This window comes from Kitasatospora sp. NBC_01287, from assembly GCF_026340565.1.
GTDB lineage: Bacteria > Actinomycetota > Actinomycetes > Streptomycetales > Streptomycetaceae > Kitasatospora.
In genome coordinates, this window is sequence record NZ_JAPEPB010000001.1 from 2980227 (window position 1) to 3000303 (window position 20077).

The window sequence follows — 20077 nt, forward strand, 5'->3', positions numbered from 1 at the left end:
GCACGGCCGTCCGCACGGTCGCAGGGCCGTCCGCACGGTCGCAGGGCCGCAGGCCGGGGGCCACCCGCCGCTCGCGCCAGGTCGGAACCGCACTAAGGTGCAGACGCGTCTTGGCGCAAGTCACGTGCGGCCGTCGGACCCGGTGGCCATACTGCTGGCAGCGGGCCGGTCCCGACCGTCGGGCGGCTGCGGGGAGGGTGGGGCGGGTGGCGACACCAGCGCAGACGGCGGCACTGCCGCCGGGACCGGGTGGCAGCGCGCCACCGCCGTATCCGACACAGCAACCGCAGCAGCCCCCGCGACCCCCCGCGCCGCCGCGCGCCCGCCGGCGCGACCGCTGGCGGGCCGCCGCCCGCACCGCGCCCGGGCAGCTGCGGCTGACCGGCACCGCCCTGGTGGTCCTGGTGCTCGGCTTCGGTGCCCTGACCGGCTGGCAGGTGGCCGACCGCAGCGCCGCGGCCGAGCAGGTGGTGACGCACAGCCAGCCGCTGAGCCAGAACGCGACCGAGATCTACCGCTCGCTGGCCGACGCCGACACCACCGCGGCCGCCGGCTTCCTGCTGGCCGGTGACGAGCCGCGCGAGGTCCGCCAGCGCTACCAGGACGACCTGGCCAACGCCGCCCGGCTGCTCACCCAGGCCGCCGCGCAGAGCGGCGGCTCGGGCCAGGCGCAGACCTGGATCGACCAGCTCAACGCGCAGCTGCCGGTCTACTCCGGCCTGGTGGAGACCGCGCGGACCGACGACCGCCAGGGCCTGCCGCTCGGCGCGGCCTACCTGAGCTACGCCTCCGGGCAGATGCAGGGCCAGCTGCTGCCCGCCGCCCAGCACCTGTCGGAGGCCGAACTGGCCCGGCTGACCAGCGACTACCGCGACGCCAGGGCCACGCCCTGGGCCGCCTACGTGCTGGGCGTGCTGGTGCTGGCCGCGCTCCTCTGGTTCCAGGCGCGGCTGTTCCGCCGCACCAACCGGGTGGTCAACCCCGGGCTGCTCGGCGCCACGGCCGCGGTGCTGGCCGTCCTCCTCTGGCTGACCGCCGGGGTGCTGGCGGCGGACTCGGCGCTGACCGACAGCCTCAAGCACGGCTCCGCACCGCTCCAGGCGCTCAACCTGGCCCGGGTGCAGGCGCTGCAGGCCCGCACCGCGGAGAACCTCAACCTGGTCGCCCGCGGCTCCACCACCCAGTACGCGGACCAGTGGACCAGCGCCTCGAAGGCCGACTCCAGCGCGCTGGCCGGCGCCCAGTTGCTGGCCCCCGCCGGCGCGGTGGACGACATCAAGGCGGCCCGGGACCAGTTCGCGCTCTGGACCCAGCGCCACGGCGCCGCCGACGCGCTGAACAACAACGGCGACTACGACGACGCGCTGCAGGCCACCGTCGGCAGCGGCCCGACCAGCGCGCAGCCCGCCTACCAGGCACTGGACCAGGACCTGGCGAAGGCGGTCCAGGTCGAGCAGGCCGGTTTCCTGAGCGCGGCGAAGAACGGACGGGACGCCACCGGTACGGTCGTGGTGGCCACCGCCGTGCTCGCCCTGCTGGGCGCGGCGGGCGTGCTGCGCGGGATCGGCCGCCGGCTGGCGGAGTACCGATGACGGGGGGACGCGTGACGGACGAACAGCCGACCCGGCCACAACTGACCGGGCGACGGCCGACCGGGCCGCGGCTGACCGGGCCGCGGCCGGCGGGACGGCGAACAGCCGGGCGCCGGCTGCCCCGCCGGGTGCGGGCCCTGCTGCTCACGGCTGCCCTGCTGGCACCGCTGGCGCTGGCCGGCTCGGCCGCGGGGGCGCCGGGCCGCCCGGCGGCCGGCACCCGGACCGCGGCGGCGGCCGGCCTGCTGAGCACCGCCCAGGACAGCGCCCAGAGTTGCGATCCGACCAAGAGCCTGCTGCCGAGCGGCAGCGACAGCGGACCGGCCGTCAGCGCGATCCGCAAGCGCGGCGTGCTGATCGCGGGCGTGGACCAGAACAACTACCACTGGGGCTTCCGCGACCCCGCCACCGGCCAGGTGGAGGGCTTCGACATCGACATCGTGCACGCGATCGCGCAGGCCGTGCTGGGTGATCCCAACAAGGTCAAGTTCCTGATGGTGCCCACCGCGCAGCGTATGGAAGCCATCAAGAGCGGCCAGGTGGACGTGATCGCGCGTACCATGACGATCACCTGCGACCGGCTGAACGACGTGGCCTTCTCCACGGTCTACTTCCAGGCCGGGCAGCAGGTGGTGGTGCCCAAGTCGGCCCACGCGAAGAGCGTCGACGACGCGCTGAGGGGGAAGACCGTGTGCGTGTCGGACGCCTCGACCGCGCAGGACCAGCTGAAGCAGAACCCGCGCGGGGCCAAGGCCGTCAAGGTGGTGGCCAACGACCTGGACTGCCTGGTGCTGATGCAGCTCGGGCAGGTGGACGCCACCCTCACCGACAACGCGATCGCCGTCGGCCAGGCCGCCCAGGACCCGACGGTCCAGGTGATCGGCCCCTCGATCACCAACGAGCCCTACGGCGTGGCGATGTCCAAGAACTCGCCCGACCTGGTCGCCCGGGTCAACCAGGTACTGGCCGACTACCGGGCCGACGGCGGCTGGCTGGCCAGCTACGACAAGTGGCTGGCGCCCTACCTGGGCCCCTCCCAGGGACCGCCGCCGGCCAACTACCTGCCGTAGCAGCCATCCACCCGCCGCAGTGGGCCAACTGCCCGCCGTAGCAAGCCGAGTGACCAACTGACCGAGGAGAGAAGGGCGTGGCGTTGACAGGATCCGCTGGCCCGGTGCTGAGCCGGGAGGAGGTGGACCGCGAGCTGTCCCGGCTGAGCGCCGAGCGCGAGGCCGTCGAGACCGCGCTGCTCGCGCTCCAGGACCACCCCGGCAGGCGCCTGCTGGAGGGCGCGGCCCTGTCCGGGCGGACCGAGGAGCGCTGGTCGGTGGCGGCGCACGGGCTCTCGCTGCTCTGGTCCTTCTTCGACCGCTACTGCGAGGCGCTGGCGGCCGCCCGGGCGGTGCGTTCGCGCCGGGTGCGCCCGAGTTCGCCCGAACTGGCCGAACTGAACGCGCTGCTGCGCGGTCCGGCGGTCACCGTCTCGGGCGGCCAGCTGCCCGACGCGGCCCTGCGGTTGACCGGGCCGGCCCGGCTGGTCGAGCAGATCAGCCTCGGCGAGCTGATGAACCGGATGAACTCCTGGTACGGCACCGTGCTGGAGGTGGTCAACGCGGCCGACGCCGTCTGGTCGGCCCTGCCGACCAGGATCGACCTGCTGCTGGCCGAGCTGCGCCGGGTGGCCACGCTGGCCGCCTCGGTCGGCGTGCGGGTCGGCGCGCACCCGCTGGGCGACGAACTGGCCCGGCTGGAGCAGGAGCTGACGGCGCTGCGGGCCGAGGTGATCGCCGACCCGCTGGCACTCTGGCGCCCGGCCCGGGTGCCGGCCCAGCGCGGTCGCGAGACGGCCGGCAGCGTGGCCACCGCCCACGCGGCGGCCGCCGGCGCGGTGGACACCGAGCGCTTCGACCGGGCCGGGCGGGCGCTGGACGGCGTCCGGGTCGAGCTGGAGCAGTTGCTGCGGCTGCGCGACGAGGCGGACGAGCGACTGCACCAGGTCGCCGACCTGCTGCGGCGCGCGGACGCCACGCTGGGCGAGGCCCGGCAGGCACGCGGCGAGGTGCTGGCCAAGATCGCGGCCACCGAGGTGCCGGCCGTGCCCGGGCCGCTGGCCGCGCTGCGCGAGGGTGTGCACCAGGCGGCCGAGCTGCGCCAGAGCGGCCAGTGGCACCGGCTGGCACCGCTGCTCGACGCCCTGGAGGAGCAGGCGGCCCAGGAGCTGACCCGGGCCCGGCAGTCGCTGGGCGAGGTGACCGCGCCGCTGGCCGTGCGGGCCGAGCTGCGCGGCCGGCTGGACGCCTACAAGGCGATGGCGGCCCGGCTGCGGGTGGCCGAGGACCCCGAGGTGATCGAGCGGTACGAGAAGGCCCGCTGGCTGCTCTGGAGCGCGCCGTGCGATCTTCGCGCGGCCGCGGCGGCGGTGACGAGGTTCCAGCAGGCGCTCCGTCCGGCGGCGGCGCCGCGGGACGTGCGGCGCGACGAAGGACAGGGGGATTGAGAGCCATGGGCGAAGCCTGTGTGCGGCCGGACTGCTCCGGCGGCGTGATCGACGAGGACGGCTACTGCACCGAGTGCGGCCTGGCCCCGCTGGCGGCGGCGACCGGGTCTGCCAAGGCGGCCGCCACCGGGTCGGCCGCGGCCTCGGCGGTCGGGGTCGCTGCGGCCGGAGCCGCTGCGGTAGGTGCCTCGGCGGTCGGGACGCGCTGCGTGCGCCCGGACTGCTCGGGCACCATCGACGCGGACGGCTTCTGCGACGAGTGCGGCCTGGCCCCCGAGGGCGGCGCCGCCGCGGCCGCGCCGGTGCTCCCCGCCGCCCGCCGCCCGCCGGGCTCCGCCTCGGTGCGCTCGCTGCCCTCCGGCCGCACCGGCTCGGCCCGCTCGATGTCCGGCCGCTCGCGCTCGCACCGCTCCACCCGCACCGGCACCCGCGGCTCGGTCTCGGTGCGCAGCAGCAAGTCCACCGGCACCACCACCGGCCGCCCCCGGCTGGGCGCGGGTCTGGTGACGGTGCCCAGCGTGCCGAGCGCCGACCCGGCCCAGGCCGTGCTGGAGAACCCCGAGGTCCCCGAGCGCAAGCGGTTCTGCAGCAAGTGCGAGCGCCCGGTGGGCCGGGAGAAGAACGGCCGCCCGGGCCGCCCGGACGGCTTCTGCAGCAACTGCGGCACGGCCTACTCCTTCACCCCCAAGCTGCGCCGCGGCGACCTGGTCGGCGGCCAGTACGAGGTGCTCGGCTGCCTGGCGCACGGCGGCCTGGGCTGGATCTACCTGGCGGTCGACCGCCGGGTCTCGGACCGCTGGGTGGTGCTCAAGGGCCTGCTGGACAGCGGCGACGAGGACGCGCTGGCGGCGGCGATCGCCGAGCGGCGCTTCCTGGCCGAGGTGGACCACCCGAACATCGTCCGGATCATCAACTTCGTCGAGCACCCGGACCTGCGCACCGGCTCGACCGACGGCTACATCGTGATGGAGTACGTCGGCGGCAAGTCACTCAAGGACATCGCCAACGAGCGCCGCACCCCGGACGGCAGGCGCGAACCGCTGCCGGTCGAGCAGGCCATCGCCTACGCGCTGGAGGCGCTGCCGGCGCTCGGCTACCTGCACGGCCGGGGCCTGGTCTACTGCGACTTCAAGATCGACAACGTGATCCAGAGCGAGGACTCGCTCAAGGTCATCGACATGGGCGCGGTGCGCCGGCTGGACGACGACGGCCCGATCTACGGCACCGTCGGCTACCAGGCACCGGAGATCGCCACCGAAGGCCCCTCGGCCGCCTCCGACCTCTACACCGTGGCCCGCACCCTGGCCGTGCTCACCTTCGACTTCCAGGGCTACAGCACCACCTGGGTCGACGAGCTGCCCGGCCCCGAGCAGGTGCCGGTCTTCGCCGAGTACGAGTCCTTCTACCGCCTGCTGGTGCGCGCCACCGACCCGGACCCCGGCCGCCGGTTCGCCTCCGCCGAGGAGATGGCCGACCAGCTGACCGGCGTGCTGCGGGAGATCCTGGCCCTCAAGGACAGCCGCCCGCGCCCCGCGCTCTCCACCCTCTTCGGTCCCGAACTGCGCGTGGTGGACACCGAGCTGGTGACCGACGGCGAGCCGCCGGCGCCGGGCCTGCCGCGGGTCGCCGCACTGGACGCGGCGGCCGCCGCGCTCGCCCTGCCGGTGCCGCGGGTGGACCCGGGCGACCCCAACGCGGGCTTCCTGGCCGCGCTGATGGCCACCAGGGCCGCCGATGTGCTCAGCGCCCTGCAGGGCGCGCCGGTCAACTCGGTGGAGCGCCGGCTGCGCGAGCTGCGGGCTCTGATCGAGCTGGGCCGGCACACCGACGCCGCCCAGGCGCTGGCCGAGCTGCAGTCCGACCACGCGGACGACTGGCGGGTGGTCTGGTACCGCGGCCTCTCCCAGCTGACCGCTGCCGGGGCGGCCGGCGAGGCCGCCCAGGCCAAGGCGCTGGCCGAGGCGGCCGCCGAGGCCTTCGACGCGATCTACGACGCCTTCCCCGGCGAGAGCGCGCCCAAGCTGGCGCTGGCCGTCTGCGCCGAGCTGCTCGGCCGGGGCGACGACGCCGCCGAGTTCTACCGCCTGGTCTGGAGCACGGACCACGCCTACGTCAGCGCCGCCTTCGGCCTGGCCCGGGTCAGCCTGGCGGCCGGCGACCGGAGCAGCGCGGTGGGCGCCCTGGAGTCGGTGCCGGAGACCTCCAGCCACTACACCGCCGCCCGGATCGCCGGCATCAGGGCCCGGCTGCGCGAGCGCCCCGGTGCGGAGCCGCTGGGCGCCGACCTGCTGGCCGGCTCGGCGCAGCTGACCGCGCTCGGCCTGGAGGACCGGCGGCGCGAGCAGCTCTCGGTCGAGGTGCTGGACGCCGCGCTCGGCTGGGTGCTGGCCGGCCGGCCAACCCCCACCGCGAGCCACCCGCTGCCGGTGGGGGACGCGGATGTGCGGGTGCTCGGGCACCCCGCGCGGGAACGAGAACTGCGGTTCGCGCTGGAGCGCTCCTACCGGGTCCTGGCCCGGCTGGCGGAGCGCTCCGAGGACCGGATCGAGCTGGTCGAGCGGGCCAACCGGACCCGACCTAGGACATGGGTGTGAGCCTGATGGAGTTTCAGCGGGTCTGCCCGTTCTGCGCCGAGCCGCTGGACGCGGCCGACGTCTTCTGCGAGGCCTGCGGGCGCCACCTGGCGTCGGCGGCCGAGCGGGGCGAGCAGGCGCGGGCGCGGTCGGAGGTGCGGTCGCAGGCGCGGCCGGACGGAGCGGGAGGGCCGGAGGCAGTGGGCACAGCGGGCGAAGTGGGCGCTTCGGAGGAGGACTTCGAGCTGCCGGCCTCCGAAGGCTGCGCGCGGTGCGGCTCGCTGCAACTCAGCCAGGACGGCTACTGCGAGGCCTGCGGGGCCGCCCAGCCGCGACCGCGCGACCACCAGGAGCGCGAGCTGTCCGGGGTGGCCGCGGTGAGCGACCGCGGCATCCGCCACCACCGCAACGAGGACGCCTTCGCGGTGGCCGCCACCTCGCTGCCCGGCGGCGAGGGCGCGCAGGTCGCGGTGGTCTGCGACGGGGTCTCCTCGGCCTCCCGCCCCGACGAGGCCTCCCAGGCCGCCGCCGACGCCGCCAGTGAGGCGCTGCTCACCGCGTTGGAGCACGGCGTCGAGCCGGAGCCGGCGATGCGCCGGGCGATCATGACCGCCGCCGAGGCGGTCGCCGAGCTGGGCCGCGCCGGCAGTCCCGAGGTCGGGCGCAACTCCCCCGCCTGCACCTTCGTCGGCGCCGTCGCGGCGGCCGGGGTGGTGACCGTGGGCTGGGTCGGCGACAGCCGGGCGTACTGGGTCCCGGACGACCGGGGCGCCGAGCCCTACCGGCTGACCGAGGACGACTCCTGGGCGGCCGGCATGGTCGCGGCCGGCCTGATGAACGAGGCCGAGGCCTACGCCGACGCCCGGGCGCACGCGATCACCGGCTGGTTGGGCGCGGACGCCGAGGAGGTCGAGCCGCACACCGTGGCCTTCACCCCGCACGTGCCCGGGGTGCTGGTCATCTGCACCGACGGCCTGTGGAACTACGCCGAGGCCGCCACCGACCTGGCCGAGCTGGTGCGGGCCGACGCCCAGCAGGACCCGCTGCGCGCCGCCCGGGCCATGGTCTCCTTCGCGGTCGCGGCGGGCGGCCACGACAACATCACGGTGGCGGTGCTGCCGGTGCGGCCCGACCCGGCCGGCGGCTACACCGACACCCTGCTCGACCTGCCGGTGATCACCGCGCCCGCCACGCCGGCCACCCCACCGGCCTCACCCGCAGCGCCGGCCACCCCGCCGGCCGTACCCACCGCGCCCGCAGCGCCGCCGGCCGTACCGCCGGTGCCGCCACTGCCCCCGGTACCGCCGCTGCCCCCGGTGCCGCCGAGCTGAGCTGCCGACGGCCGCACCGCGGCCGCCCGCCACGCCCCTTCCCTGCCTGCACGCCTCAGGAGTCCACGGCCATGGCCAGTCTCGCCAAGTCGAACCTGCCCCGCTTCACCACCGACATCTTCCAGAACGAGTACCTCGCCGAAGGCGCCCGCGAGGTCAACGCGATCGTCACCGTCACCGCCACCGGTGGCGGCACCACCGGCGGCCGCCCGCTCGGCGCCACCGACCACGCCGAGGGCGGCGGGCAGAGCGCCGCCGTGGTGCTGATGGTGGACTGCTCCGGTTCGATGGACTACCCGCCGACCAAGATGCGCAACGCCCGCGACGCCACGGCGGTGGCCATCGACACCATCCGCGACGGAGTGGCCTTCGCGGTGGTGGCCGGCACCCACGAGGCCAAGGAGGTCTACCCGGGCAACGGCACCCTGGCGATAGCCTCCGCGGCCACCCGGGAGGCCGCCAAGCAGTCGCTGCGCAAGCTCAGCGCGGGCGGCGGCACCGCGATCGGCACCTGGCTGAGCCTGGCCGACCAGCTCTTCCTGACCCGCCGCGACTTCGCGATCCGGCACGGCATCCTGCTCACCGACGGCCGCAACGAGCACGAGAAGCCGGAGGACCTGCAGCGCGTCCTGGACCGGGTCGGAGGCCACTTCACCGCGGACTGCCGCGGCGTGGGGACCGACTGGGAGATCCCCGAGCTGCGCCGGATCTCCTCCGCGCTGCTCGGCACGGTGGACATCGTGGCCGAACCCTCGGGCCTGGCCGACGACTTCCGCTCGATGATGGAGGCCGCGATGGGCAAGCAGGTCGCGGACGTGGCGCTGCGGGTCTGGACCCCGGCCAACGCGACCGTCAAGTTCGTCAAGCAGGTCGCGCCGAACCTGGAGGACCTGACCGAGCGCCGCGCCGAGGCCGGCCCGCGGGCCGGCGACTACCCCACCGGCTCCTGGGGCGACGAGAGCCGCGACTACCACGTCTGCGTGGAGGTGCCGACCGCCGCGGTCGGCAACGAGATGCTGGCCGCACGGATCTCGCTGGTGCTGCCGCAGCCCGGCGGCACCAGCGAGGTGCTCTCCCAGGGCCTGGTCAAGGCGCTCTGGACCGACGACCTGGCCTCCTCCACCAGGATCAGCCCGCAGGTGGCCCACTACACCGGCCAGGCCGAGCTGGCCGACGCGATCCAGGAGGGCCTGGAGGCGCACCGGGCCGGCGACGTCGACCGGGCCACCTCCAAGCTCGGCGCCGCGGTCCGCCTGGCGCACCAGACCGGCAACGACGGCACCTTCAAGCTGCTGCAGAAGGTGGTCGACGTGGTGGACGCCAAGGAGGGCACGGTCAGGTTCCGCAAGGACGTCAGCGAGGCCGACTCGATGACCCTGGAGACCCGCTCGACGAAGACGGTGCGGGTGGCGGGCAAGAAGCGCTCCGAGTGATCCACCCGCGCCGGCGCCGCGCCCCCTGGGGGGAGTTCAGGGAGTTCAGGGGGCGCCGCGGGCGCGGGCGGTCGCGGGCGGGGCATGAGCAGCCCCGACGCGACGTTCACCGCTTCACCACCCATCGGTATCGTGGTGCGCTGGCATGACCTGGTGCCACCGCGAGCCGGACCTGCTGAGATGTGGGGGACTTGATGCCGTTCTGCCCTAGGGGCCATGAGTCGCAAGCCGAGGACTGGTGCGACTTCTGTGGCTTCCCGATGAACCCGGCCTCCGGCTCGGCGCCGGTGGGGGCGGCGGGTGGGGCACCGTTCTCGGCCGCGCCGCCGATGCCGCCGATGCCGCCCGGCCCGCCGATGGGGCACCCCGGGGGCTTCCCCGGTGCCACCGAGGCCCTGGTCACCTGCCCGATCTGCCAGACCCCGCAGACCGGCCGGTACTGCGAGGAGTGCGGCTACGACTACGAGCTGGCCGCCGCTCCCCAGGCGCAGCACCAGCAGCATCAGCAGCCCGGCTACGGGTACCCGCAGGCCCCCGGACCGCTGCCGACCGGCCCGGCGCCGGGCAACTACGGCTACCCGCCGGTGGGCGCCGGCGGGCCGGTCTACCAGCAGCCGCAGTCCGAACCGCAGTACCAGCAGCACCAGCAGCCGGCCGAGCAGCAGTACCAGCAGCACCAGTACCAGCCGCAGGCCGAGCACGGCTACCCGCCGGTCGCCGAGCAGCAGGCGCCCCCGGCGCCGATGGAGTACCCGACCTCGTTCGCGCTGACCCCACCGGCCGCCCCCGCCTACCACGAGCCGGTCCGCTCCACCTGGATGGCCGTGGTCGCCGCCGACCGCGAGTACTTCACCGACATGATGGCCCGCAGCGGTCCGGAGGCCTCCGGGCTCTTCTTCCCGCCCTACTGCCCCGAGCGCCGGATCCCGATCACCGGCCGCGGCCAGCTGCGGATCGGCCGGCGCAGCCAGCACAAGGGCACCGTCCCGGAGATCGACCTGTCGGTGCCCCCGGAGGACCCGGGCGCCTCGCACCAGCACGCCCTGCTCGCCGAGCAGCCGGACGGCAGCTGGGTGCTGGTCGACCAGGACTCCACCAACGGCACCACCATCAACGGCGGCGCCGACCCGATCACCCCGCACACCGCGATCCCGCTGGGCGAGGGCGACCGGATCCACATCGGCGCCTGGACCACGATCACGCTGATCAGGGGCTAGGGCCGCGGCGCTGTTGTCCCACCCGGGCGTGGGACAACAGCGCCGTCCCGCATCCGACCGGCGCCGCACCCGCGCAGCCCGAGAAGGAGTCAGACCTCGACGCGGTCGACGGCACGCCGGTCCTGGACGTGAAGCGTGGTTCGGCGAGATGGGCCCGCGCGGCGACCAGCGCCAGGCCGAATGGACCAGCACCATGCTCCGCGACTACTTCGCGCCCGCCACCGACGCGTAGCGGCGATCCGCCGCCCGGGCCGGGCGGCTCGCGGCGCCTGCACCGATCCTCCGTTCCCGGGCCTGGCAGTGGTGGTCGGTGCCCCGCCACCCGTACTGTCTGGCGCTATGACAACTGCAATAACCGCCGACGGGATCCGGAAGCGGTACGGGGATGTCCAGGCGGTCGACGGGGTCTCACTCACCGTCGGCACTGGCGAGTTCTTCGGTCTGCTCGGGCCCAACGGCGCCGGCAAGACCACCACCTTGGAGATCCTGGAAGGGATCCGCGAGGCCGACGAGGGCCGCGTCGAGCTGCTGGGGCTGGCGCCGTGGCCGCGCAATCCGCAGCTGCTGCCGCGGATCGGGGTGCAGTTCCAGGCGACGGCGTTCTTCGACAAGCTCACGGCGCGGGAGACCATCCGCACCTTCGCCTCCTTCTACGGCATCGGGGCCAAGCGGGCGGACGTCTGGCTGGAGCGGGTCGGGCTGACCGACTCCGCCGCGGTGCGCACCGACAAGATGTCCGGCGGGCAGGCCCAGCGGCTCTCGATCGCCTGCGCCCTGGTGCACGACCCGGAGCTGGTCTTCCTGGACGAGCCGACCACGGGTCTCGACCCGCAGGCCCGGCGCAACCTCTGGGACCTGCTGCGGGACATCAACGCCGAAGGCCGAACGGTCGTGCTGACAACGCACTACCTGGACGAGGCGGAGGTGCTCTGCGACCGGGTCGCGGTGATGGACCACGGCAAGGTCCTGCGCACCGGCGCGCCCGCCGCGCTGGTCCGCGAGCTGGACGACACGGTCCGGGTCAGCGTGGAGTCCGGGCTGCTCGACGTGGAGCGGGCGCGCGAACTGCTGCTGGCCGCCGGGGCGGAGATCGCCGCGCTGGAGGACAACGGGGTGCTGCTCTCGGTCTCCACCCGGCTGCCCGCGCCGGTGCTCTCCGTGCTGGCCGAGCAGAACGCGCTGCGCGGCCTGGAGGTCCGCGGCGCCACCCTGGAGGACGTCTTCCTGCACCTGACCGGACGGGAGTACCGCGCATGAGCGCTCCGACGAACGAGCGGGCCAGTGCCTTCGCGGGCCTCTCCCGGGTGATGCTGCTGACCTTCCTGCGGGACCGCACCGCGCTCTTCTTCACGCTGGCGATGCCGCTGATGTTCCTGGTGCTCTTCGGCTTCCTCTTCAAGGGCGCGACCTCCCCGCACCTGAAGATCGCCCAGGTCGGGCCGGTCGCGGTGCTGGACTCGGCCCAGGGGGCCGACCGGGCGGCGATCGACCAGGTGCTGACGATCACTCAGGTCCCGGACGAGCGGACCGCGTTGAGCAAGGTCAAGAAGGGCGACTACGACGGGCTGATCGAGCAGGGGCCCGGCGGCCAGGTGGTGGTGCGCTACAGCGCCTCGGACACCGTCAAGGCGGGCGGCGTGCAGGCCGTGGTCAACTCCCTGGTGCAGCAGGCCGACCAGGCCGCCACCCAGCAGGCTCCCGCCTACACCATGGTGGCGAGCCAGGTGGAGGACCAGAGCCTCAAGCCGATCCAGTACCTCACCCCCGGCCTGCTCGGCTGGGCGATCGCCACCGGGGCGATCTTCGGGGCCTCGCTCAGCCTGGTCAACTGGCGCAAGAAGCGGATCCTGCGGCGGCTGCGGCTGGCGCCGATCAGCGTGGGCGCGATCGTGGGTTCGCGGCTGCTGGTCACCTGCGTGGTGGCGCTGGCGCAGACCGCGATCTTCCTGGCGGTGGCGACCACCCCCGCCTTCGGCCTCAAACTGACCGGTGACTGGCCGCTGGTGATCCCGCTGGTGCTCTGCGCCACCCTGGCCTTCATGTCGATCGGCCTGGTCACCGGCGCGATCGCGAAGACCGAGGAGGCGGCCAACGGCATCAACCAGGTCATCATCCTGCCGATGTCCTTCCTCTCCGGCGCCTTCTTCCCGCTGGACAACTCCCCGCACTGGCTGCAGCAGTTCTCCAAGGTCTTCCCGCTGCACTACCTGGTCACCTCGGCGCAGAGTGTGCTCAGCCGCGGCGGCGGCCTGATGGACGTGCTGCCGCAGATGGGCGGCCTGCTGGCGTTCGCCGCGGTGCTCAGCCTGATCGCCTGGCGGATCTTCGACTGGGAAGAGGCCTGAGCCCTGTCCGGCAGCCGCCCAGGGGCCCGGGGCCTAGGACGAACGTCCTGGTTCCGGGCCCCGGGGGCGGTCTGCGACCATGGACGGGTGACTGAGATCGGGCAGGACGAGACGCGCGAGGAGACCTTCTTCGAGGCGGTCGGCGGCGAGGCCGCCTTCCGGCGACTGGTGCACCGCTTCTACCAGGGGGTGGCCGAGGACGAGCTGCTGCGCCCGATGTACCCCGAGGAGGACCTCGCCGGGGCCGAGGAGCGGCTGGCCCTCTTCCTGATGCAGTACTGGGGCGGCCCGCGCACCTACAGCGAGCAGCGCGGCCACCCGCGGCTGCGGATGCGGCACGTCCCGTTCAAGGTCGACCGGGCCGCGCACGACGCCTGGCTGCGGCACATGCGGGTCGCCGTGGACGAGTTGGAGCTCGCGCCGGCCGCCGAGCGGCAGCTGTGGGACTACCTGACCTACGCGGCCGCCTCGATGGTGAACTCGCACTGACGCCGGACACAGCAGGCCCGACGCCGGAGGCCGGACACCTGACGCCGGAGGCCTGACGCCGGACACCTGACGCCGGGGGCCTGACGCCTGACGCCCCTGGCCACGGCCCCCGCGTATCACGATCCGGACGCACGTTCGCCCACATCCCTTCCACCAACGTCCATGATCTGGCAACATCGCCTCCGTTATTCGGACGTTTCGGGGGGAGCAACGCCGTCCATGGGCTTTGTCCTGCGCAGACTGCGCGGTCGCTGGCCGCTGGCCGCCGCCGCCTCGCTGACCGTGTTGCTGACCGCCGCCGTGCTCTGCGCGCTGAGCGCCTTCAACAGCGGGCTCGGGGACGCCGGAGTGCGCCGCGCACTCAGCGTCCAGGATCACAGCAGCACCACCCTGCGGATCACCGCCGCCAGCACTGACGTGAGCGGCCGGGCCGCCGCCGAGCAGCAGGTCCAGGGGCTGGCCGCGAGGATCTTCGGCCCGCGGCTGCCCAGCACCGTGCACGAGCTGGCCACCAGCCACGCGTACGCGCTGCCCGCGTCGGCGAGCGCCACCCCCGCGGCCCCGAGCACCACCCCCGCGAACACCACCTCCGCGAGCACCACCCCCGCGAACACCGGCAGCAAGCCGGCCGACCCCGACCTGACCCTGCTCGCCGCGCTCGACCCGGCCCAGGTCACCGTCACCGCCGGCCGCCTGCCGCAGCCCGCCGCCGCCGCCGGCGAGCCCCTGCAGGTGGCCGTCCCCGACATCGCGCTCAGCCGGCTCGGCCTGCGCACCGCCGCGCTGCCCGCCACCCTGCACCTGGTCGACCGCTACGACGGCTCCGCGCTGGACGTCCAGGTCACCGGCAGCTACCGCGCCACCGACCCGACCGCCCCCTACTGGCAGATCGACCCGGTCGGCGGACGCGGCCTGCAGGTCAGCGGCTTCACCACCTACGGCCCGCTGCTGGCGCCCGACAGCGTCTTCACCGGCGGCCGGATCGCCCAGCAGGGCCTGAGCTGGGTGGTCACCACCGACTTCACCCGGGCTCGGGCGGACGACCTGGACGCCTTGCGGGACCGGACGAGCGGTCAGCTGACGGACTTCCAGCAGCAGACCGGTTTCACCGCGACCAGCCTGCTGCCGGACGTCCTCGACGAACTGCACAACGACCTGCTGGTGGCCACCTCCACCCTGGTGATCGGCAGCCTCCAACTGGCCGTGCTGGCGATCGCCGCGCTGATCCTGGTGACCCGGCTGCTGACCGAACGGCAGGTCGCCGAGGACGCGCTGCTCACCGCGCGCGGCGCCGCCTGGTACCGGATCGCCGGGCTGACCGCGCTGGAGGCCGGCCTGCTCGTGCTGCCCGCCGCCGGGCTCGCCCCGCTGCTCACCGCCCCGCTGCTGCGCCTGCTCGACCACTTCGGTCCACTGGCCCACAGTGGGGCGCGGCTGGACGACGGGCTCTCGCCCGGCTCCTGGCTGGTCGCACTCGTGATCGCCGCCTGCGCGGGGCTGATGATGCTGGTGCCCAGCGCCCTGCGGGCGGGCGGCTCGGCGCTGCGCCGCCGGCCCGGCCGGCGCCAGGCGCTGCGTTCCGGGCTGGTCAGGTCCGGCGCCGACCTGGCCCTGCTGGCGCTCGCCGTCCTCGCCTACCTCCAGCTCGCGCACTACAGCTCGGCGTCCGGTGCCGGCACCACCGCCACCGCCGCGGGCCCCGCCGCCACCGGTGGCGGGGCGCTGTCCGCGGACGCGACCGGCCGGCTCGGACTGGATCCGGTCCTGGTCACCGCGCCCACCCTGGCACTCTGCGCCGGCACCCTGCTGGCGCTGCGGCTGCTGCCGCTGGCCGCCAAGCTCGGCGAGCGCTGGGCGGGCCGCCGCACCGGGCTGCCGGCCGCGCTGGCCGGCTGGCAGTTCGCCCGGCGCCCGCGGCGCAACGCCGGACCGGTGCTGCTGCTGGTCCTCGCGGTCTCGATGGGCCTGCTCGCGCTCGGCCAGGGCGCCTCCCTCACCGCCTCGCAGCGCGACCAGGCCGACTTCGCCACCGTGGGCGGCCTGCGGGTGAGCGCCCTGGGCGTCCCGGCGGTCGGCCAGGGCGGGGTGCTCGCGGCGCTGCCCGGCGGCAGCCGGTTCCTGCCGGTCTCCCGCCAGCCGCTGCCGCTGCACGGCGGGGTGATCGGCCAGCTGCTGGCCGTGGACAGCAAGGACGCGGCGACCTCGGTGCGGCTGCGCCCCGACCTGACCGGCGGACGCGGCGCGGCCCAGGTCTTCGCCCCACTGACCGCGGGCGCCGGGCCGGCCGACGGCCTCGCGCTGCCCGGCGAGCCGACCGCCCTGGACCTCGACATCTCGGTGCGGACCGCCGAGAGCCCGCCCCCGACCGACCTGCCACCGGACGTCGTCCTGCCGCCGGCCAGTTTGAACGCGCCCGAACTCAGCCTGGAGCTGCGCGACCGCTTCGGGGTGACCTTCGAGGGAATCACCGACGCCCTGCCGGACAACGGTGACCGCACCGTCCGGATCGACCTGGGTCATCTCTTCGCCGACCCGGTCGGCCGCCCCGCCTACCCGCTCACCCTGACCGGCTTCCAGCTGAGCAACAGCGGCGGCTTCGGCAGCAGCGAGAACGAGAAGCAGCAGGTGGTGGTCCACCAGATCCGCACGGTGGGCACGGGCGACGGGGCGGGCACCGCGGTGGCGACGGCTGCCGGGCTGAACTGGCAGGCCCGGACCGCCGACTCCACGCCCGGTGCGCCCTCCAGGGCTCCCCAGCTGAGCCCGGGGCAGGACCTGCTCGACGTGAGTTACCTGACGGACAGCCGTGCCACCCAGGAGGTGAGCGCGGCCGGACCCGGCGGCGCCGCCCCCGACACCGTCGACGCCGTGGCGACCGAGGACTTCCTCGCCGCCACCGGCGCCTCGGTCGGCCGGCACATCCCGCTGCAGCTCGGCACCGCGAACCTGGACATCACGATCGTCGAGGCACTCCCCGCGCTGCCCACCGCCGGCAGCGACAGCGGCGGTCCGACCGCCGCGCTGATGGTCGACCTGGCCACCCTGGACCGGGCGTTGACCGACGGCGGCGGCGCGCCGCTCGGGCCCACCGAGTGGTGGCTGCCCAGCACCGGCCCGGCCGACCAGGTGCCCGCCCGGGCCGCCACCGCGCTGCGGGCCGGCACCGTGCCGGCCCGGGTGGACCTGGCCGGCGAGCAACTGGCGGGGATGCGCGACGACCCGCTGGGGGCCGGCCCGCAGAGCGCGCTGCTGGCGCTGACCGTCGCCGCCGCCGTGCTGGCCGCGATCGGCTTCGCGGCGGCCGCGGTGGGCGCTGCCGGGGAGCGGGCGGCCGAGTTCGCCGTGCTGCGCGCGCTGGGCGCCCCGCACCGCCAACTGGCCAGGACCGCCGCCGCCGAGCAGGGGATCCTGATCGCGCTCGGCCTCGGGGTCGGCACGCTGCTGGGCACGGTGCTGGTGCACCTGGTGGTGCCGCACACCGTGCTCACCCCGGCGGCGCACCGCCCGATGCCGCCGGTCCTGGTGGTGCTGCCGCCCTGGCAGGTGCTGGTGCTGCTCGGGGCCGTCGCCGCGCCGCCCGTGCTGCTCACCCTCCGCCGGGTGCTGCGGCGGCCCCGCGCCGCCGAGACCGTCGCCCGCCTGCGTCACTCGGAGGAGATGTGAGCGCCGCCCGCCCGTTGGCCCCCTGGGTGCGGACCCGGCTGCGCACCAGCCGCGCCGCCGCCCTGCTGCTCGCCCTGCTGGTGCTCGGCACCGCGTTCCTGGCCGCCGCGCTGCCGCGGGTCCTGGACCGGGACGGCGACCAGGCGGTGGCGAAGCTGCTCTCCGCTGCCACACCGGGAAGCCGCAGCCTGACCGCCACGACCACCAGCGCCGCACAGCCGACCGCCGACGGCCCGGACGTCGATGCCCCGAGCAGCGGCAGCCCGGCCGGGTACAGCCAGGCCATCTCCGACCAGGTCGCCCAGCTGCTCCGGGGTGAGGTCACCCAGCCGCTGGCCCCCTCCCTCACCGAGCAGACCTACGGCGCCCGCACCAAGTACTCCCGCGGCCTCACCACGCCCGGCCTGCCTGCCCCCGACGGCCTGCCGCCCGTGATGAACCTGATCACCCTGCACGACCAGGATCCGCACCTGCGGCTGCTGGCCGGCCACCTGCCCGACGCGGTCACCCCGGGGCCCGGCGGCGCCCGCGTCTTCGAGGTCGCCCTCGCCAAGCCGACCGCGGACCTGCTCGGCGTGGGAGTGGGCGCGGTCCTGGACACCAACCTGAAGGGCCGGCCGAAGCTCTTCCAGGCGGTGGTCACCGGGATCTTCCAGCCGAACGCCCCGAACGAGGCGTTCTGGTCCGCCACCCCGTGCCTGACCGGCCCCTGCCTCGAATCCACCCCGTTCACCCAGGCCTCGCCACCCGCCCAGTACTGGGAGGCCAACGCGCTGGTCGGTCCTGGACAACTGGACCAGCTGCCGCTCTGGGGCGGCCAGGGGGAGCTCTTCTGGCAGCTCCCGATCGACCCGCACCACCTGCACGCCTACCAGCTCGGCCAGGCGCAGCACCTGGTCAGCTCGATCCTGGACGGACCGCTGGCCGCGGACCTCGCCACCAACAGCGGCATCCCCGGCCTGCGGGCCGAGTCGATGCTGCCCTCCCTGCTGGACCAGGCCCAGCAGCAGCGCGCCGCGGTCGCCCCGCTCAGCGCGATCGGCCCGCTCGGCGCGGGCGCGGTCGCCATCGTGGTGCTGCTGCTGGCCGCCGGGCTCGCGGTGGACCGCCGCGGTGCCGAGCTGAGCCTGCTGCGCGCCCGCGGCGGCTCGCTGCGGGCGATCGGCGGCCGGCTGCTGGCCGAGACCGCCGTACTGGTGCTGCCCGCCGCCCTGTTGGGCACCGCGCTGGCGCTGCTCCTGCTGCCCGCACCCCGGTGGACGGCCGCGGTGCTGCTCGGTGTGCTGACCGGGCTGGTGGGACTGCTGCCGTTCCCGGTGCGGGCGGTGGCGATGCTGCGCGCCACCGGGCCGCGCGGGCCCGGGCGCGGCGGCCCCGCTCCGGCCAGGCGGGCCCGGTTCGCCCGGCTGCTCGGCGAGCCGCGCCGGGCGGTGGCCGAACTGGCGGCGCTGGCACTGGCCGCCGCGGCCGTGCTGGCGGCGCGACGGCGCGGGGTGACCCCGCAGGGCAGTTCGGTGGACCTGCTGCTGAGCGGCGCGCCGGTGCTGCTGGCGGTGGCGGGCGCGGTGCTGCTGGCCCGGCTTTTCCCGCTGCTGCTGGCACCCGGAGCCCACTGGGCGGCCCGGCGGCCCGGGGCGATCGGGTTCCTCGGGCTGGCCAGGTCCACCCGCGGCGGTGGCTCGGCCGGTTCGTCCGGTCCGGCCGGTTCGCGGCTGCGGCAGGCACCCACGGTGCTGCCGTTGATGGCGCTCATGCTCGCGGTCGCCACGGCGGGCTTCGGTGTCACCATGCTGGACTCCGCCGGCTCCGCGCGGCAGCTGGCGGTCCGCCAACTCGTCGGCGGCGACGCCCGGGTGATGGCGAACCAGGACGACACGCTGCCGGCCGCCTTCCCGGCGGCCGCCGCCCAGCTGCCCGGGCTGCGGACCGGCACCTCCGTGGTGGTCGACGGGGACGCCGCGCTGGACACCGCCGGCGGCGACTCGATGGCCGGGGCCGTGCTGGTCATCGTGGATCCGCGGGGCTACGCCGCGCTGGCGCAGTACCTCGGGTACGGCCAGTTCGACCCGGCCGTGCTGGACGGCTCCAACGACGCGCCGAGCGACCCGGTCCCCGCGCTGATCAGCGACAACGTCGCGGCCCAGGTCGGCGCCCAGGAGTCCTTCATCCAGCTGCCGGCCAGCTACGGCAACCTGCGGATCAAGCAGGCGGGCTCGGTGCACCGCACCGCCGCCATGCCGGACCCGGCCGAGCGTCCGGTGGTCATCGTCTCCGCCGCGGCGGTCGGCCGCCAGCTGCCCAAGGCCGGGCCGCTGCTGGCGGCGCCCACCGAGTGGTTCGGCGCGGGCAGCGGGATCAGCAGCGCCGCGCTGCGCGGCCTGCTGGCCAAGGAGCTGCCCGCGGCACCGGGCGCCGGCGAGGACCGGGTCGATCTGCGGTACACCATCGCCACCGAGGGCGACTACGTCCAGCGGCTGGGTGGTGCGCCGCTGCAGCGGTCGACCGAGCGGCTGTTCTGGAGCTCGATCCTTGCCGCCGCCGGGTACAGCGCGCTCTCGCTGCTGCTCAGCCTGCTGCGGGCCGCGCCCGAACGCGCGGCGCTGCTGGCCCGGTTGCGCACCATGGGCCTGCGGCCGCGCCAGGGGCTGACACTCATCCTGATCGAGGCGCTGCCGCCGGCCCTGGTGGCGGCGGTGGCCGGGGCGGGCCTGTCCCTCCTGGCCGTGCCGCTGCTGGGCTCGGCGGTCAACCTGTCGGCCATGGCCGGCGCCGTCGTGCCCGGCGGCCTGCGCATCGCGCCGGGTGCGGTGGCCGTGCAGGCGCTGCTCCTGGCGGCGCTGTCCTGCGCGGTGGTGGTCGCGGAGACGCTGCTCGCCGGGCGGCGGCAGATCAATACCGAGTTGAGAGCGGGTGACCAGCGGTGAGCGGTGGGGCTGA

12 protein-coding genes are annotated in these 20077 nt (G+C 75.2%); all 12 read left to right on the forward strand.

Annotated elements, in window-relative coordinates; translation table 11 throughout:
* The first annotated feature begins 206 nt into the window (after positions 1-206).
* The 12 genes from OG455_RS12520 to OG455_RS12575 all read left to right on the forward strand — a co-directional run bounded on the left by OG455_RS12520 (position 207) and on the right by OG455_RS12575 (position 20064).
* Positions 207-1592: a hypothetical protein gene (locus OG455_RS12520; protein ID WP_266293101.1), complete on the forward strand. Its 1386-nt coding sequence runs from the start codon at positions 207-209 to the stop codon at positions 1590-1592.
* Positions 1589-2662: a glutamate ABC transporter substrate-binding protein gene (locus OG455_RS12525; protein ID WP_266293103.1), complete on the forward strand. Its 1074-nt coding sequence runs from the start codon at positions 1589-1591 to the stop codon at positions 2660-2662. Before OG455_RS12520 ends, OG455_RS12525 begins: the two co-directional genes overlap by 4 nt.
* Positions 2663-2739: 77 nt before the next feature.
* Positions 2740-4089 (forward strand): hypothetical protein, encoded by a 1350-nt coding sequence (locus OG455_RS12530; RefSeq protein ID WP_266293105.1) that lies wholly within the window; start codon positions 2740-2742, stop codon positions 4087-4089.
* 5 nt (positions 4090-4094) lie between these two features.
* Positions 4095-6683: a serine/threonine-protein kinase gene (locus tag OG455_RS12535; protein ID WP_266293107.1), complete on the forward strand. Its 2589-nt coding sequence runs from the start codon at positions 4095-4097 to the stop codon at positions 6681-6683.
* Between the two features lie 5 nt (positions 6684-6688).
* The gene (locus OG455_RS12540) at positions 6689-7993 is read left to right on the forward strand and encodes a PP2C family serine/threonine-protein phosphatase (protein ID WP_266293109.1); all 1305 of its coding nucleotides are present in this window, start codon (positions 6689-6691) and stop codon (positions 7991-7993) included.
* A 71-nt stretch (positions 7994-8064) separates the two neighbouring features.
* A complete protein-coding gene (locus OG455_RS12545; protein ID WP_266293111.1) occupies positions 8065-9426 on the forward strand; it encodes a VWA domain-containing protein in 1362 nt (453 codons plus the stop codon).
* 260 nt (positions 9427-9686) lie between these two features.
* Complete coding sequence (locus tag OG455_RS12550) at positions 9687-10643, forward strand: FHA domain-containing protein (RefSeq protein ID WP_323185481.1); 957 nt, start codon at positions 9687-9689, stop codon at positions 10641-10643.
* Positions 10644-10982: 339 nt separating this feature from the next.
* On the forward strand, positions 10983-11900 hold the full coding sequence (locus tag OG455_RS12555; protein WP_266293115.1) for an ABC transporter ATP-binding protein: 918 nt from the start codon (positions 10983-10985) through the stop codon (positions 11898-11900).
* Positions 11897-12988: an ABC transporter permease gene (locus OG455_RS12560; RefSeq protein ID WP_266293117.1), complete on the forward strand. Its 1092-nt coding sequence runs from the start codon at positions 11897-11899 to the stop codon at positions 12986-12988. The genes OG455_RS12555 and OG455_RS12560 overlap by 4 nt, the downstream gene beginning before the upstream one ends.
* Positions 12989-13075: 87 nt before the next feature.
* A complete protein-coding gene (locus OG455_RS12565) occupies positions 13076-13477 on the forward strand; it encodes a globin (RefSeq protein ID WP_266293119.1) in 402 nt (133 codons plus the stop codon).
* A 219-nt stretch (positions 13478-13696) separates the two neighbouring features.
* A complete protein-coding gene (locus tag OG455_RS12570) occupies positions 13697-17140 on the forward strand; it encodes an FtsX-like permease family protein (protein ID WP_266293120.1) in 3444 nt (1147 codons plus the stop codon).
* The gene (locus OG455_RS12575; RefSeq protein ID WP_266293122.1) at positions 17137-20064 is read left to right on the forward strand and encodes a hypothetical protein; all 2928 of its coding nucleotides are present in this window, start codon (positions 17137-17139) and stop codon (positions 20062-20064) included. The genes OG455_RS12570 and OG455_RS12575 overlap by 4 nt, the downstream gene beginning before the upstream one ends.
* Positions 20065-20077: the final 13 nt, after the last annotated feature.